Raw genomic sequence first — 13,871 nt, 5'->3', positions numbered from 1 at the left:
AAATTCAAGCGTTCGCGTAGCGTCTGTCTCCGACACGCTACGCGAACGCAGAGAGGAAAAGTTACCAAAAGAGGCGCGAGGAGAGCGGCGGCAAACTACTAGTTCACCAACCCAATATTGCCGTGTAGACCCAGCAAGGGAGCAGGGGAGCAGGGGGGAATGAAGGTACTTTCTCCCCTGCCCCTCTGCCCCGAAGCCCCTCTGCTGTCCACCACGCAAAGTTCTCTTGGCAGACTACTACTTTAGTAGAGTATGACTCCTCGGTTTAAAGCACTAACAAAACTGGCATAGTCATACTCAACTTGAGTGGCATAGTCTAAGGCAAAGTTGACAATCTCATTTTTAAATGCAGAAGTGTTACTACCGACAACATCTGTGACTTCTTTATCCACACTGTAGGAAACAATTGCACTATTGTAATCTTTGTCAGAGATAGCATGGTTTTTAGCTACCACTTTCCCGGCATATCCCATTGCATCCAGGAATTTTGATTTGCTTGTGAGCAACTTGTAATCAAAATCCTCTTGGTAGGGCGATTTTTCACGTAGAAAGAAAAAGAGATTGTTGACTGTAGTGTAGCCAACCAAAGGATCAGTGTTGGCAAGCATCGCTTTCGTGGCAATGCTCACTCTTGCACTTTGATGGTTACTATAAACAGAACTTGGCAACAACTCTGGCGCAGCTATAGCTACGGTGCTGCTAGTTTCTTGCTTCATTTCTAAAATCACATCGTCACTGGTTGCAGAAGTTGGGCCTTCAATTAGCAAGTAATATCGATATCTGCCGAGGCTACCAGTTCCTGAGCCTAATTTGAGACGAATATCTTTGACAATATAATAACTATTGCTGTAACGCTTACTACTAGCAATTGAAGTAATGTAGCTACTCATCCCAGTAGTAATAGCTGAATAGGTACTGCTAGATAAAGGTTGAAGTTCAGCAGTGGTCTGGAAGAGGCGATTGCCACTAGTATTAATTAGCGTATACTTGCTTAAAAAGTTAGAACGACTGTTGGCGGCAGTCTTTTGAATTAAATCGTTAACAACACCATTTGTATTACTCGATTCTAAACGGTAAGATAATTCGTCATTGGTTCCCTTAAAATCCCCCATTTTGTTGAGGTAGGTATCCAGAAAATTCCGTACAACATCCTGAGCATCATTAGAACTCAGTCCATTTTCTTTCGCGGCTAAAAGAATTGAAACTGCCATCCGGCGCAAATCCCAGACGTAGGGGCCGAGATAACCTTCATCAAAATCGCTGGTATCAAAAACATTGTTACCATTGGCATCCCGCATCCCCCCAAGATTTTGTAGGTGCATATCACCTTCTAACCAAATAGCTCTTGTTGAAGAATTGACAAATGCTGAACTTGGTAATGTCTGCATATCACTATAGAAGATGTGAGCAGTTCCTCGATAAAAGGCGAAAGGACTAACTGCCATCTTTTGCATTTTTGTCGCTAGTTCTTGCGGTAATTGTGAGGCAAAGGGATGATTATATTGATAAATTTGATTTTCTATCCAACTTGAACGGGAAAATGCAGCTTGAGTCTGGCCTGGAAATCCTAAAATTATAACTGCAAAGACTAAAATTGCGATTACTGTGAATTTTTTTAACCTAAACATAATAGAACACTAAACTTTAAAGTTATGTTTATCCTGAAAATAAGTATAAGAGTAATCGTTTCTATAATTCTGAGAAAATACCTCGATCATCCTGAGAAAATGATGTGTCTTACTCCAACAATAAATGCTAGTAGATACTATCTCAAATCCAGTCAGAAATTAATCTTTTACTTTTCTATTTGTTTGATTTTCCCATAATAAGACTGTTATCGCACCTATGGTATAAGCAATTATGTCTTTCCCATCAAATGTACTTCCTAATGCAATAGCCATAATTTTATACTTTTGTAATCCTAAAATCTTGACAAAATTGAAATATTGGAGAATTTCGATAGTGCAAGAAAATGCCAAAACTGCTGAAATGACAATGGATGAATGTATCTTCAGAAAAGTTTTGACAAAACAATAAATTAGGATAACTACTAAAACATCGCCGATAAAAGGACGGATAAAACTTTCATTGACAAAAATAGCAATAAATACTTCTATTGAAAATAGAATGACTGTGAAGTAAAAATACTTTTTATTGAGAGTAAACATGAGAATAGATAGCGTTTAAGAAACACCTGTTTGACTATGACACATAATATTGGCATCACCATACCAAAACGGGTTGCATTGTACGCTAAGTTTGCCCTTAATGTTGGCACAGCCATCGCTATTCTCCATAATTTACTATATAGTACATAAATACTATACAAAGCTAACTCGATGACTTCTAAAACAGTGAGCATCGAGTATAATGGCTGCGCCGTATCCTAATACGGTTCGGATAAGAAACTTACTCGTGTAGGCAAGCAAGGGTGCAGGGGTGCAGGGGTGAAAGGGGGAATTGACAAGTAACTCTCCCCTGCCCCTGAAGCTCCTCCGCCCCCCTGCTCACCTCAACAGATAAATTTGTTAACCGAACCGTATTGCGCCGTCTCCTAAAAGTGATGTCCACCACGCCCCTACCAAGCCAGCAACAAGTCAACGCTACTCCCAAACATGAATCAATTACGGGAGTGGTAGAACGCCTAACCTATTATTCTCAAGAGTCAGGTTATACCGTGGCGCGGTTACAACGCCCTGGTGCCAAGGAATTAACTACAATTACTGGCAGCTTTGCAGATATCCAACCAGGACAAACGCTGCAATTAACTGGTTTTTGGCGCGAACATCCCCAGTATGGTTTACAGTTTCAAGTTGTTAATTATAAAGAAACCAAACCAGCCACCCTCACAGGCATTGAAAAGTATTTAGGTAGTGGTCTAATTAAAGGTGTGGGGCCAGTCACAGCCAAACGCATTGTTACTCACTTTGGGATAGAGACTTTAGATATTATTGAAACCCAAATCGAACGACTAATTGAAGTCAACGGCATTGCCAAAAAACGCATCAAGTTAATTAAAAACGCCTGGGAAACCCAAAAAGCCATCAAGGAAGTGATGGTATTTCTGCAAAGTCATGGTGTCTCTACAACATACGCAGTCAAGATTTATAAGCAATACCAAGACAAAGCGATCGCCACCGTCACCGAAAACCCCTACCAGTTGGCAACTGACATTTACGGCATTGGTTTTTTAACTGCTGATAAAATAGCTCGTAATTTGGGAGTTCCCGCAGATTCAGAGTTTCGTTACTGTGCTGGACTTGTTCATGCTTTGAGTGAAGCAGCAGAAGATGGACATTGCTACTTACCTCAAACAGAATTAATTGAATCGGTGACTAAACTGCTCACTACTGCTGACCATCAACCAACAGCAGATGCCATCACACAGACTATTAAAGATATGGCTTTGAAAGATGAGCTAATTAGAGAACGTGATGCTGATAAAACGCTCAATTGTTATAAGCCTACTTACTTCTACACCGAACAAAACTTAGCCCAATTGGTACGCCATCGCCTCACCTACCCCATCAGTTCTGATATTCCTCGCGTCCGCACTTGGTTGGAGCGTTTTAGCAGTAGCCGCCAAGTTTCACTATCACCCGAACAGCAACAAGCAGTAGAAACGGCTGCTTACTCTCGATTCACCGTCATTACAGGTGGCCCTGGTGTCGGTAAGACATTCTGCACTAGCACCATAGTCAGTTTGTGGAAGGCAATGGGTAAATCAATCGCCCTGGCTGCACCAACTGGACGGGCAGCGCAAAGGTTAGGCGAGATGACAGGGTTGGAGGCAAAAACGATACATCGCCTTTTGGAATTTGACCCCAGAACTCGCAGTTTTAAACGCGATCGCACTAATCCATTACCCCATAGTGCAATTATTGTAGACGAAGCTAGTATGCTCGACTTGTTTCTAGCGTATTCTTTAGTTCAAGCTGTGGCAGACAATGCCCAACTCCTGTTGGTGGGAGATATTGACCAATTGCCATCGGTAGGTGCGGGTAACGTGCTGGCAGATTTAATAAATTCGGGAAAAGTGCCTGTAGTGAGACTCACCCAAGTATTTCGCCAAGCTGCTACTAGCAAAATCATTACTGCATCGCATCTAATTAACCGGGGGCAATATCCCAATATTGAATCAATTTCCAACACTCCTCAATCTGATTGTCTGTGGCATGGTGGAGGGTTTGAGCCAGAACATGGAGTACAGGCAATTAGCGAGTTAATTGCTGATTTCATTCCCCAACTTGGTTTTAATCCTGCTACTGACGTACAAGTGCTTTGCCCAATGTCACGGGGATTAGTGGGTACACGCAATCTCAATAACGTACTGCAACAGTTAATTAATCCACCTAGCCCTGAAAAAATTGAAGTAACCAGGGGTGGGACTATTTTTAGAACAGGCGATCGCATTATCCAACTCACCAACGATTATCAAAGGGAAGTGTTTAATGGTGATGTGGGATTTATTACTACTATTGATACCGAAGAACAGGAGGTAATCGTACAGTACCAGGAGCGCGAAGTTACTTATGATTATGCTGATATGAATGAGCTTGCTTTAGCCTGGAGCGTTAGCATACATAAGTCGCAGGGTTCTGAATACCCAGTAGTGATTTTGCCTTTGTACACGCAACATTATATGATGCTGACTCGGAATTTACTTTATACAGGGTTAACCCGTGCTAAGAAGCTGGCGATTATTATTGGCAGCCAGAAGGCAATCAGTATGTGCGTTCGTTCTACAAAGTCCCAGGAGCGATATACCCGATTGCAGCAGAGGTTAATTCAAGTAGCGTCACAATGATTGCGCTCTCACTTTTGACAAACTGCAACTATACCTGAGCGAGAAAGAGCGATGCGTCCGACCATAGACCTACTTTGCTACACCCCACTGTAGCTAATCGCCGTTGATTCTGATAACAATCCCGACATATCCATAACACGTTGCGACCACAAGCTAACTTCAGTATGAACTTGAGTTAAAGCTGTAGCATCAGACCTAATTTTTTCCCAGTTAAATAGCCAACGTGTTAGAGTCCTTCCCAAATCCACTATCTCAGATGCTTGGTCAATGTCTATCTGCATCATGTTAGGAACAGTCCACTCGATAAAATACAAGCTTTCTTTAAAAAGACTGGCTACTACATCTTCAGGCGTTACATCGTCACAAAAAGATTTAATTTGGGCTAAATTTGTAGCTAAGTGACCCAAGCGAGTAGGGATATTATATTGCAGGAAGCGTTCTTGTTTTTTAGTCCAGTCAGTCATACGTTACCTAGCAACTCAGTAATAATTTGGGCAACTTGTTCTCTAATGGTAGCGTCAAGTATCTCCATTGAACGATTACCTTGACTGGGGCGAATATTGATTAGTGAATCATAGCTAATTTTTTGAGTAATAGGCATAAAACCTGCTCCCCAGATATTTTTTTGAGAGCTTCCATCCTCAAGCAAAGCTTGTTCACAAAAGTAGTGCATTTCACCGCCGCCAGCCAGAATACGGCGTTCTATGTCTACAGCCAGTTTAATATAAAATTTTTGCTCCTCAAGCATCTGTTCTATTTGTTCTGGCGTGGCACGATTACGTATGATAATAATCAAGATTTTTTACTGTTATTTAGTATTAGTTCTTACAGGTTGGGATTTTACTATTTATATTATTTTAAACTACGTTTAAATCCTTAATATAACTAAATTTGTCATATTTAATTTGATTTTTCCTAGAGATTAATATTAATCTTGCAGCAAGCGGACATTATGACTAAAACTAATTCTGAAATTTTAGAACAGCTAAAACTGGCAATTGACGGCTTATTATTTATGAGTGAGTCTGATTACCCATTCTCAGTATTCTTGTGGGAAATTACACGTCCTGCCACACCAGAGAAAATCTCACAACAAACCAACCATCCAATAGACACACCCGTAAAAATCGTAGGGTTTGATGATTTTTTTCAAGTAGCAACAACAGAAGAATATTGGCATGGTGAAGAAGAGAAAAAATTGTTAAACGATTTCAATCTCTTGTGCAGACGCTCAAAGAAAAACTGAGCAATTTGCAGGTTTATCGCCTCGGTGATATAGAGATTGATGTTTATGTTGTAGGTGAAACCCCCAACAGAAAATTTGGCAGGTATTGCTACCAAAATTGTAGAAACTTGAGTTATTTACTTTTCTACCTTGCTTTCAATAACGGACTGAATATTTGGCGAAACTAAGGAGAGAAAATCGTAGCCAGTCAGTTGTTCTAATTCATCAACACTCACTTTATAAGTTCTCCAGTCATTATTTAGTTCTTGCTCATTAGGAATATTAACTGCGATAACACGAGTATTAGCAGTAATACCATTAAGCCCAGCGCCGGGAGTGTCTAAAACCACAACAATCTTCCAAGTGGTTTGAGGAATTGTTACCTTACCCTTGAGGGGTTCGCCTTGACTACCACTAGGCCCAGCAACAATATAAAGTTCTTTTCCAAGGCTTACCAATTCTCGACAATAATCTTCTAAATTGCCCCATGTATTTCTATTGTTATCGGGTGTCTGGGGCATCATGTTTGTCATTAAAAAAGTGGCCGCATTATCTTCTGTTGTCTTGGTGCGATCGCCCGATGGTGCAATATGGCCTCTGTCATAACCAGAGCCAGAATACATAGAAGGAGTTATCCGCACCCAACCATTCGGCAAAGTATTATCAGGACGGAAATTATTTTGCCTGTCTGCATCTCCCAGCCATGACTTATTTAACTGCCAAGCTACCCAATTAGCAGTTCCCTTACTGTTGTTGTAGGAAAGTGCATATTGATTTTTGACCATCAGGTAATTGTCGGGTGTAATGCTTGTTGGAGTAGCACTGCTGGGATTTCCCAAGAGCAAATGCACACTGATTGATGGGGAAAGTTCAGTGCTAGGTGGTAATTGGGATTGGGCTGGTGAACACCCAACAAAGAGCGCAAGTAAAGTAGCTACACCCCAAAAACGGCGGTTTATCATAAATTTCCGTTCTCTTATTTATCTCACTTCAGACTTACACTAATTTGTATTTCAACTTTTGAAGTATGCGCTCGCAAATGATGGCTTACGTTTCCTCGCACGGAATCTGTAAATTCAAAATACTACCTTACAGGATGATATAGTCCTGTACTTTCGTTAAATTCCCAGCCTAACCCTCCTCTATCCTTGCCCTTGCACCATGCCACAAAAAGCGGTGGTGGTAGATTAACTCGCTGCTCACGTACAGTTTCTGCATTTACATTAAGTCTGACAGCTAAATTTTCTGCCGTTAGCGGTTGGATTCTTGGAGTTTGCCCTTGATAGTATGAATTGTTGTTGTACGATTTATTTTGCCGCTTCGGTTGATTATTTAAATAATTTTGAATTTTCATAATCGCCTCAGCCAACTGTGTCATTCGGGCTGTTATCTCTTCAATTTTTTGTTCTAAAGAGTCCAGACGTTTATCTTCATTACCAGCAATTACATCAAGGTCATCTAGAGAACCATCTAGGTATAGCTCAATAAATTGCGTGAGTGTGGCTGTTGCTGTCGTGCCTTTCGAGTTGCAATGAGCGATAAACTCCTCCCACATCTTTTGGTCACAGTTAAAAGATGCCAGCTTCTTTGTTTTCCCTGTATTGCTCATATCTAGGTAATGTCTAGGTAAACCCGGATTGTCCGCGACCGAGTGAGCGCGTCATCTATCTTGATACTTACCTTGACATTATCATGATGAGCGCACAAAGTAGGCGATGGCGTACTCGCCCGCCGCAGGCATCGCCAATTAATAAACTACATATTCAAAATCCAAATGCTACACCTATTCACAAAAAACGCGACATTGCTTGACCACCAATACTGGAATAGGCAGTCCCCGCACATCCACTTAAGCCTTAGAATAAAATAAAAGCTTCCTGAAACCGCACTTCCAGGAAGCTATATGTTGATGGTCGCGTAACTCTTATTTCCTTTATGGATGTTACTAATATTGAGGTTAGCTCCGTAGAAGTTCTCCCTGCTAAGTCAGGAAACGTTGTCAAGCCCAACACTTCGCCACAAGTAACTCCAGAATTGGTAGAGGAGGTAATTCGACAGTATTATTACCGCACACCTGCTGTTAGTCACGATGAAGAGTTAATTTTAGCTTGGGCTGGCAGTCAAAATCGGGAGCAAACTAAGCGAAAATACTATCGGTTTGGTCAAAAATTACTCTTATGGGTACGAAATGAAGGCATACCCGATTTAAGATTAATCCAGCTACCATTGTTACTTGAATTTGTTGCTTCTTGGGGTGAGGTTTCCCCTTATACTAAATCAAACCAGATTTTGATGTTGCGCTCTCTGTGGAGTTATGGTTCGGCTGAGAATTGTGGCTATTTCTTGCGGAATATAGCCAGTACCATAAATTACGATAACTTTAGTGAATTACCGAAGGCAGAACGGTATTTAGAAGATTGGGAGATGGAGAAACTAGCTCAAGCTGCCAAGCAGTTGGGGGGTAAGCACTGGCTAATTTTTAGTTTGCTGTTTTATAGTGGAATGCGGGTTGGTGAAGTAGGACGTGTAACTGTTCCCGGTGATGAACCAGGCCAACCCAAAGAAGATTATCCGGGGTTGTATTGGCATAACTTTAAATGGCAATTTGACCCGTTACCAGAAGATAGACAGCGCGGGTATTACACAATTAAGTTTCGGGGCAAAGGTGGCAAGTACCGGGAGATTGGCTTAGACCACAAGACATCAAAGTTGCTCAAAAAGTACCGAGGGATGGCTAGTGACAAGATGCCAGTTTTTCCCAATATGTCACCTGACCCAAAAAAGCGGGGTTTGCCATTGAGCGATCGCTCGATTAAAAGATTGATTCAGGATATATCTGAGGTAGCGAAGGTGAAGTTTTCATGTCACTGGTTGCGACATTCTCATGCAACGAGGGCGGTGGAAATTAAGCCACTGTTTGAGGTGCAAGACCAGTTGGGGCAGAAAAAAAGCGATACTACCAAGGGGTATGTTCGCTCTAAAAAGGATGCTGGCACGGGTACAGTGCTGCCGAGGTTTTGATACCAACAGATTGCAGAGCAGTGGGTTGGGTTGTATTTACCCGATGATGAGTGATGTGGTGATTAGTTCTTAAGGAAAATATGAAAGTTTCATTTGAAAAAACTTACCCAAATATTGATCGTTGGGTGAATGAACATGAAGGTTGGATTGAAATTGGTTATGACGTAGATAGTCCTCTCAATTCTTTTGTACGCGCACTCGATTGTGGTGGAATGCTGTGGGAGGGAAAAGAAAGTTATGACAGTGTGGATGCAGCACTGCAAGATTTAAATGCGGGGCTAGAAGCTGTATTAAAAGATATTTATGGTAGGTAGGTATGGACGATGATACTCAATCCCTAATTGCTATCAAAGAAGAACTGGAGCGAATTAGCTCACGCTTCAGCAAGATATTTGGGCAAACGCATCCGCAATTTGACAACGTGTTTGAAGACCTGGGCGCGGCTGGATATTATCTTCGGGAAGCTGGTTATCGTCTGGAATCAGCACTTAAAACTGTGCAAGGTGATAGCGCAGTATCTTCAGATAATCTAGAGTCTGGAGATACTGAACCTGAATAAACCAATTAGTTCCGCAAACATCCCCTTAATCAAGTTTAACAATACAAATGTATTAAAATAATTACAAAAGGCAAGCGGATTTTCGTCAGACATCGCCTTAAACCAAAAACCCAGCCGGGATGACTGGGCTTTTGTTGGGGTAATTTTCCCCTAGTTATTTATAGAAGTTATTTATAAGTTGCTTTCCTAATAAGGACTACACCGCCTAGCTTAACTATTTCGGAAAATTCGTTGCCTGCCTATATCCTCTAACACTGGTAGTGGACAGATATATATTACAGTTGTAGTATATAAATATTCCTCAAAATTACAGATACTACAAAAAATTGATGAGCCGCAGATTCTCTTCTTCCTCAAAAGTGCATTGCAAACCTGCCAGGGGTTCAGGCAGAGCAATTGTGCTGTTTGCCTATCTGCAAGCGTTGGCCAAGAGGGAGCGTTAGCCTGTTGGCTGAATCCGGATCAACTTATCCAGAGCGGGAGGTGCAAATGTCTCACAGCACCGATATAGGGCAAAAAGTATCAACTACGTGACCCCCGCTTCTTTTCACTCTTTGGCGGGGGTTATTTTTTTATTTTAGGAGTGAATCAACTTATGGAAGCTCAACCACCTTTTGGGCAGCCACATATACTACAAAATTCAGTTGTAGTTTTCTCCAAGAACTACTTACCACGCTTCACGTATCAATATCAAACGAGCAATTGTGCTATTAGTCACGGGTCAGGCAGAATCGTTGGATTTTAATAGCACTAAGCTGTGGCAAGTTCGCTCTCCCAGCGTTGTACTACAAGTGCCTGAACACATCCGCTTGACTGTTGGCAATCCTGAACGGTACTGGAAAGTACCGCCTGTAAACCGTCGTGAAGTATTGAGACGAGACAACCACACCTGCCAATACTGCGGTAGCACCAAGCATCTAACGCTTGACCATGTAATACCCCGCTCAAAAGGTGGACAGCATACTTGGGACAACGTTGTAACAGCGTGCGAAAAATGCAACTCAACCAAGAAAGAGCAACCGTCTGCCACATGAAGCAGGAATGGTACTGAAAACCAAGCCCAAAGCCCCAATTCACCCAGCAGTTGCATTTGCCGAACAATTTTGGAATGCACAACGCCTGAGTGAATCTGAGTAATTTACTCAATCCTAGTCAGAGAGGGCAATACCGCGATTACATAACACTGTCCTCTCACTTCTTTTAAAAATTTTGTAGTATGCCCTTGACACCTTGTAATACATTATGTAGTATATATGTAGTAAAGCACTACAGCCCCTCAAAAAGGCATAGAGCAAACACTTCTGAACCTTGAAAACTTCATAGATTGCCACCCAACGTGGGGGTGTAGCTTAGTCTGGTTTAAAGCAGTCGCCTGTCGAGCGAAAGACCGTGGGTTCAAATCCCATCATCCCCGTGTAGCCTTGTGGACGAATAGATAAGTCGTTCTGATTCTCAGTCAGAGAGAAGCGGGTGCAACTCCCGTCAAGGCTTCCAAACATTGCAGTGTAGCTTAATGGCAAAGCCCCAAGCTCATAACTTGGTAAATGTGGGTTCAAATCCCACCACTGCTACCAAATGCAGGGATGGTGTAATTGGCAACACCACAGTCTCCAAAACTGTTGTTCTGGGTTCAAGTCCTAGTCTCTGCGTTGCTGTGTCCTGACCGAAAAAGCTTACATATTCGCCTAATGGTAAGGCAACTGTCTCTTAAACAGTCGTTAGCAGGTTCAATTCCTGTTTATGAATCAACAGCTTTTTCAACTTACATGGCATATATGGTGCAGAAGCGAAGTGGTCGAGCGGCAAGTCTTTCAAGCTTGTAATTAGCGGGTTCAAATCCCTCCTTCTCCGCTTTATGAGAACGTGGTGTAACTGGATAACATCTCAGATTACGAACCTGTTCGCGTAGCGTGGCGTAGCCAAGAGTGGGGGTTCAAGTCCCTCCGTTCTCGCCTTATCCCCTGGTAGCTCAGTTTTGGTAGTAGCGTCTGTCTGAATAACAGAAGGTCGTCAGTTCGATTCTGACCTGGGGGACTGGCACATTGCCCCATAGCTCAATGGCAGAGCAAGCGGCTGTTAACCGCGAGGTTGCAAGTTCGACTCTTGCTGGGGCAGCCATTTATTGGGAAGTAGGCAAACAGGCAAAGCCGTCGCACTTTGAATGCGAAGTTTGAGGGTTCGATTCCTTCCTTCCCAGCTTATACTCCTGTAGCCCAATTGGAAGAGGCGGCTGTCTCAAAAACAGTCTGTGTGTGGGTTCAAATCCCATCGGGAGTACCAACGGGGTGTGGCGCAACTTGGTAGCGCGGCAGCTTTGGGAGCTGAAGGTTGCTCTTTCTAATCCTGCCATCCCGACCTTTGCCCTTGTGACGTAATTGGAAACCGTCGCTCGTCTAGACCGAGTGTTTTGCAGGTTCGAGTCCTGTCAAGGGTACTGATGCTCCCGTGGCGAAATTGGTAAACGCTTCCGTTTGAGGGACGGAATTGTTACAGGTTCAACTCCTGTCGGGAGTACCAACTTGGGTCGTTGGCAGAGCGGGTATGCAGCCGCCTTTTAAGCGGACTTATCCAGGTTCAACCCCTGGGCGACCCACCTTGGGCTGTTAGCTCAGTTGGCAGAGCAACTGCCTCTTAAGCAGAAGTGCGTAGGTTCAACCCCTACACAGCCCACCAAATCAAACCCCTGTGACGCAATTGGCAGACGTAGCCCGCTTAAACCGGGTTTGTTGCAGGTTCAAGTCCTGTCAGGGGTACTCGCGGAGATGGAGCTATGGTGCGCTCTGGGGTCTCATAAGCCTTCACGTACCGGGTTCAAATCCCGGCTCCGCTACCAAATGCTGGTGTAGCTCAATGTGGCAGAGCAACTGACTTGTAATCAGTAGGTTGCAGGTTCAATTCCTGTCCCCAGCTTAATGCGATCGTGGTGTAAAGGCAGCATCAGAGTCTTCCAAACTCACGGTACGAGTTCGAGTCTCGTCGATCGCTCTTTTAGCCCTGTAGCTCAATGGTGGAGCAACTGTCCTACAAACAGAGGGTTACAGGTTCAAATCCTGTCAGGGCTACCAATTTATGGGAGTGTTGCCTAATGGATAAGGCATCGATCTTCTAAATCGACCGATGTAGGTTCAAGTCCTACCACTCCTGCTTATGGGTCTGTAGCTTAACTGGGAAAGCGTCTGCCTTGCAAGCAGAAAGATGTCGGTTCAAATCCGACCAGTATCCACTGATGGTGTCTGAAGCCAAAGCGGTCGCGGCGCTGGTTTGTGGAACCAGTCATTAGGGAGTTCAAGCCTCCTCAGACACCCCTTTAAGGAAGCTGTCCGGCATGGACGAGGAAACCGCCTTGAAAGCGGCTGCGGTTAACACCGTCAAGAGTTCGATTCTCTTAGCTTCCGCCTTCCACCAGAAGCCGAAAAGTGAGGCGCTGTGCTGATAACACAGTTAGAGGAGGGGCAGTACCTCTAAGAGTGGACTTAGAGCAGTAGACACGCAACGTTAACGTTAATTACCCTATCCAATCCACTCACGCCCTGCTTTCTCCGCAGCTTCGGGCGTATAGTAAAGTTTGCGCGTAACCATTCACTGCACCACCAGAACTAATCAACCGAAATTGCCAGCAATCGGCCTCTGTGTAAAACACCAACAGAGTAACGTTATGAATGCCGACAACTGAATGAATTTTGGTGGTAGTCATTAGTGGTAGCTCAAACTCTACCCTTGTTTTATCAAACTCTCCTCAAAGGAGAAGTAATTGGTGAACAGGCGATCGCACGGGGTAAGCTATATATAAATTATGCTGCAAATTAAGAATAAAATCATCATCCCCGATAACGAACTCGAAATTAGCGCGATTCGTTCTCAAGGAGCAGGGGGTCAAAACGTCAACAAAGTTGCTACAGCCATTCACTTACGCTTTGACATTGAAGCTTCATCACTACCTGCTTTCTATAAACAGCAACTTCTCAAGCTAAACGACCGACGCATAACCCAGGATGGGGTTGTTGTCATCAAAGCTCAAGAACACCGTAGCCAAGAACAAAATCGGGAAGAAGCTTTGCAACGACTCAAGCAACTCATACTCAGCGCAGTCGTACTGCCCCAAATCCGCAAACCCACCAAACCAACTCGCAGTGGCTTTGTTGCATGAAAGGAAAAAAGGACACACCAATCCGAAGTAAGGAGAGGAATTAGTCTTCGACTTTATAAGAGTCGGGCTTACCTAACTGGATCATGCGGTTAAGCGCAGCACATTGCAGAAA

Annotated in this window: 11 protein-coding genes, 22 tRNA genes and 3 pseudogenes; 29 read left to right on the top strand and 7 right to left on the bottom strand. The window is 43.3% G+C overall.

What is annotated here, in order from left to right:
• Positions 1-242: 242 nt before the first annotated feature.
• Positions 243-1,628 (bottom strand): DUF2252 domain-containing protein, encoded by a 1,386-nt coding sequence (locus IQ244_RS22205; protein WP_193898036.1) that lies wholly within the window; start codon positions 1,626-1,628, stop codon positions 243-245.
• 159 nt (positions 1,629-1,787) lie between these two features.
• Positions 1,788-2,168: a DUF2809 domain-containing protein gene (locus IQ244_RS22200; protein ID WP_193898034.1), complete on the bottom strand. Its 381-nt coding sequence runs from the start codon at positions 2,166-2,168 to the stop codon at positions 1,788-1,790.
• A gap of 395 nt (positions 2,169-2,563) precedes the next feature.
• On the opposite strand from IQ244_RS22200, the gene IQ244_RS22195 reads away from it, so the two are divergent.
• Positions 2,564-4,807 carry an ATP-dependent RecD-like DNA helicase gene (locus IQ244_RS22195; protein WP_193898033.1) on the top strand — a complete coding sequence of 748 codons (2,244 nt, stop codon included), beginning with the start codon at positions 2,564-2,566 and terminating at the stop codon, positions 4,805-4,807.
• Between the two features lie 77 nt (positions 4,808-4,884).
• Here the strand turns inward: IQ244_RS22195 and IQ244_RS22190 are convergent, their stop codons facing one another.
• Both IQ244_RS22190 and IQ244_RS22185 read right to left on the bottom strand, forming a co-directional pair.
• The gene (locus IQ244_RS22190; RefSeq protein WP_193898032.1) at positions 4,885-5,271 is read right to left on the bottom strand and encodes a hypothetical protein; all 387 of its coding nucleotides are present in this window, start codon (positions 5,269-5,271) and stop codon (positions 4,885-4,887) included.
• Entirely contained in the window at positions 5,268-5,603 is a 336-nt protein-coding gene (locus IQ244_RS22185) for a DUF5674 family protein (RefSeq protein ID WP_228059067.1), read from the bottom strand. The genes IQ244_RS22190 and IQ244_RS22185 overlap by 4 nt, the downstream gene beginning before the upstream one ends.
• 156 nt (positions 5,604-5,759) lie before the next feature.
• Between IQ244_RS22185 and IQ244_RS33420 the strand changes: the two are divergent.
• Positions 5,760-6,220 (top strand): annotated as a pseudogene (locus IQ244_RS33420) (nuclease A inhibitor family protein).
• Here the strand turns inward: IQ244_RS33420 and IQ244_RS22175 are convergent.
• Both IQ244_RS22175 and IQ244_RS22170 read right to left on the bottom strand, forming a co-directional pair.
• Positions 6,170-6,994 (bottom strand): DNA/RNA non-specific endonuclease, encoded by an 825-nt coding sequence (locus IQ244_RS22175; protein ID WP_193898031.1) that lies wholly within the window; start codon positions 6,992-6,994, stop codon positions 6,170-6,172. The pseudogene IQ244_RS33420 and the gene IQ244_RS22175 overlap by 51 nt on opposite strands.
• Positions 6,995-7,116: 122 nt before the next feature.
• The gene (locus IQ244_RS22170) at positions 7,117-7,641 is read right to left on the bottom strand and encodes a hypothetical protein (RefSeq protein ID WP_193898030.1); all 525 of its coding nucleotides are present in this window, start codon (positions 7,639-7,641) and stop codon (positions 7,117-7,119) included.
• A 326-nt stretch (positions 7,642-7,967) separates the two neighbouring features.
• Between IQ244_RS22170 and IQ244_RS22165 the strand changes: the two genes are divergently transcribed.
• The 26 genes and pseudogenes from IQ244_RS22165 (at position 7,968) to IQ244_RS22040 (ending at position 13,007) form a co-directional block, all read left to right on the top strand.
• Positions 7,968-9,053, top strand: coding sequence for a tyrosine-type recombinase/integrase (locus IQ244_RS22165; protein ID WP_193898029.1), 1,086 nt, complete (start codon positions 7,968-7,970; stop codon positions 9,051-9,053).
• An 80-nt stretch (positions 9,054-9,133) separates the two neighbouring features.
• Positions 9,134-9,367: a hypothetical protein gene (locus IQ244_RS22160; RefSeq protein ID WP_193898028.1), complete on the top strand. Its 234-nt coding sequence runs from the start codon at positions 9,134-9,136 to the stop codon at positions 9,365-9,367.
• 2 nt (positions 9,368-9,369) lie between these two features.
• Positions 9,370-9,612, top strand: coding sequence for a hypothetical protein (locus IQ244_RS22155; RefSeq protein WP_193898027.1), 243 nt, complete (start codon positions 9,370-9,372; stop codon positions 9,610-9,612).
• A 595-nt stretch (positions 9,613-10,207) separates the two neighbouring features.
• A pseudogene (locus IQ244_RS22150) lies at positions 10,208-10,749 on the top strand (HNH endonuclease).
• 201 nt (positions 10,750-10,950) lie between these two features.
• Positions 10,951-11,026, top strand: a tRNA-Asp gene (locus IQ244_RS22145).
• 3 nt (positions 11,027-11,029) lie between these two features.
• Positions 11,030-11,106: transfer RNA gene (locus tag IQ244_RS22140), tRNA-Glu, on the top strand.
• Between the two features lie 5 nt (positions 11,107-11,111).
• Positions 11,112-11,186, top strand: a tRNA-Ile gene (locus IQ244_RS22135).
• A gap of 3 nt (positions 11,187-11,189) precedes the next feature.
• A tRNA-Trp gene (locus IQ244_RS22130) sits at positions 11,190-11,261 on the top strand.
• 208 nt (positions 11,262-11,469) lie between these two features.
• Positions 11,470-11,564 (top strand) — tRNA-Arg (locus tag IQ244_RS22125).
• 6 nt (positions 11,565-11,570) lie between these two features.
• A tRNA-Phe gene (locus IQ244_RS22120) sits at positions 11,571-11,646 on the top strand.
• 9 nt (positions 11,647-11,655) lie between these two features.
• Positions 11,656-11,730 (top strand) — tRNA-Asn (locus IQ244_RS22115).
• Positions 11,731-11,735: 5 nt separating this feature from the next.
• Positions 11,736-11,809 (top strand) — tRNA-Gln (locus tag IQ244_RS22110).
• A gap of 5 nt (positions 11,810-11,814) precedes the next feature.
• Positions 11,815-11,892: transfer RNA gene (locus tag IQ244_RS22105), tRNA-Leu, on the top strand.
• A 1-nt stretch (position 11,893) separates the two neighbouring features.
• Positions 11,894-11,967: transfer RNA gene (locus IQ244_RS22100), tRNA-Pro, on the top strand.
• Between the two features lie 5 nt (positions 11,968-11,972).
• A tRNA-Leu gene (locus tag IQ244_RS22095) sits at positions 11,973-12,046 on the top strand.
• Positions 12,047-12,051: 5 nt separating this feature from the next.
• Positions 12,052-12,129, top strand: a tRNA-Leu gene (locus tag IQ244_RS22090).
• A gap of 4 nt (positions 12,130-12,133) precedes the next feature.
• Positions 12,134-12,205 (top strand) — tRNA-Lys (locus IQ244_RS22085).
• Between the two features lie 4 nt (positions 12,206-12,209).
• Positions 12,210-12,285: transfer RNA gene (locus IQ244_RS22080), tRNA-Lys, on the top strand.
• A 6-nt stretch (positions 12,286-12,291) separates the two neighbouring features.
• A tRNA-Leu gene (locus IQ244_RS22075) sits at positions 12,292-12,365 on the top strand.
• Positions 12,366-12,367: 2 nt separating this feature from the next.
• A tRNA-Met gene (locus tag IQ244_RS22070) sits at positions 12,368-12,445 on the top strand.
• 3 nt (positions 12,446-12,448) lie between these two features.
• Positions 12,449-12,522 (top strand) — tRNA-Thr (locus IQ244_RS22065).
• Positions 12,523-12,526: 4 nt separating this feature from the next.
• A tRNA-Gly gene (locus IQ244_RS22060) sits at positions 12,527-12,597 on the top strand.
• 5 nt (positions 12,598-12,602) lie between these two features.
• Positions 12,603-12,677, top strand: a tRNA-Val gene (locus IQ244_RS22055).
• A gap of 6 nt (positions 12,678-12,683) precedes the next feature.
• Positions 12,684-12,756: transfer RNA gene (locus IQ244_RS22050), tRNA-Arg, on the top strand.
• A gap of 5 nt (positions 12,757-12,761) precedes the next feature.
• A tRNA-Ala gene (locus tag IQ244_RS22045) sits at positions 12,762-12,835 on the top strand.
• 88 nt (positions 12,836-12,923) lie between these two features.
• Positions 12,924-13,007, top strand: a tRNA-Ser gene (locus IQ244_RS22040).
• A 115-nt stretch (positions 13,008-13,122) separates the two neighbouring features.
• On the opposite strand, the pseudogene IQ244_RS22035 reads toward IQ244_RS22040, so the two are convergent.
• Positions 13,123-13,306: pseudogene (locus IQ244_RS22035) on the bottom strand (hypothetical protein).
• A 99-nt stretch (positions 13,307-13,405) separates the two neighbouring features.
• Here IQ244_RS22035 and arfB point away from each other — a divergent pair.
• Positions 13,406-13,759, top strand: a complete 354-nt coding sequence (gene arfB, locus IQ244_RS22030) for an alternative ribosome rescue aminoacyl-tRNA hydrolase ArfB (protein ID WP_193898025.1) — start codon at positions 13,406-13,408, stop codon at positions 13,757-13,759.
• The last annotated feature ends 112 nt before the right edge of the window (positions 13,760-13,871 follow it).

Source organism: Nostoc sp. LEGE 06077 (assembly GCF_015207705.1).
GTDB lineage: Bacteria > Cyanobacteriota > Cyanobacteriia > Cyanobacteriales > Nostocaceae > Nostoc_B.
The sequence above is the reverse complement of the archived record's forward strand: the minus strand, read 5'-3'. Positions and strand labels throughout refer to the sequence as shown.

Coding starts and splice junctions, on each gene's coding strand:
- IQ244_RS22205 (WP_193898036.1), bottom strand. CDS start 1,628: ATGTTTAGGTTAAAAAAATTCACAGTAATCGCAATTTTAGTCTTTGCA.
- IQ244_RS22200 (WP_193898034.1), bottom strand. CDS start 2,168: ATGTTTACTCTCAATAAAAAGTATTTTTACTTCACAGTCATTCTATTT.
- IQ244_RS22195 (WP_193898033.1), top strand. CDS start 2,564: ATGTCCACCACGCCCCTACCAAGCCAGCAACAAGTCAACGCTACTCCC.
- IQ244_RS22190 (WP_193898032.1), bottom strand. CDS start 5,271: ATGACTGACTGGACTAAAAAACAAGAACGCTTCCTGCAATATAATATC.
- IQ244_RS22175 (WP_193898031.1), bottom strand. CDS start 6,994: ATGATAAACCGCCGTTTTTGGGGTGTAGCTACTTTACTTGCGCTCTTT.
- IQ244_RS22170 (WP_193898030.1), bottom strand. CDS start 7,641: ATGAGCAATACAGGGAAAACAAAGAAGCTGGCATCTTTTAACTGTGAC.
- IQ244_RS22165 (WP_193898029.1), top strand. CDS start 7,968: ATGGATGTTACTAATATTGAGGTTAGCTCCGTAGAAGTTCTCCCTGCT.
- IQ244_RS22160 (WP_193898028.1), top strand. CDS start 9,134: ATGAAAGTTTCATTTGAAAAAACTTACCCAAATATTGATCGTTGGGTG.
- IQ244_RS22155 (WP_193898027.1), top strand. CDS start 9,370: ATGGACGATGATACTCAATCCCTAATTGCTATCAAAGAAGAACTGGAG.
- arfB (WP_193898025.1), top strand. CDS start 13,406: ATGCTGCAAATTAAGAATAAAATCATCATCCCCGATAACGAACTCGAA.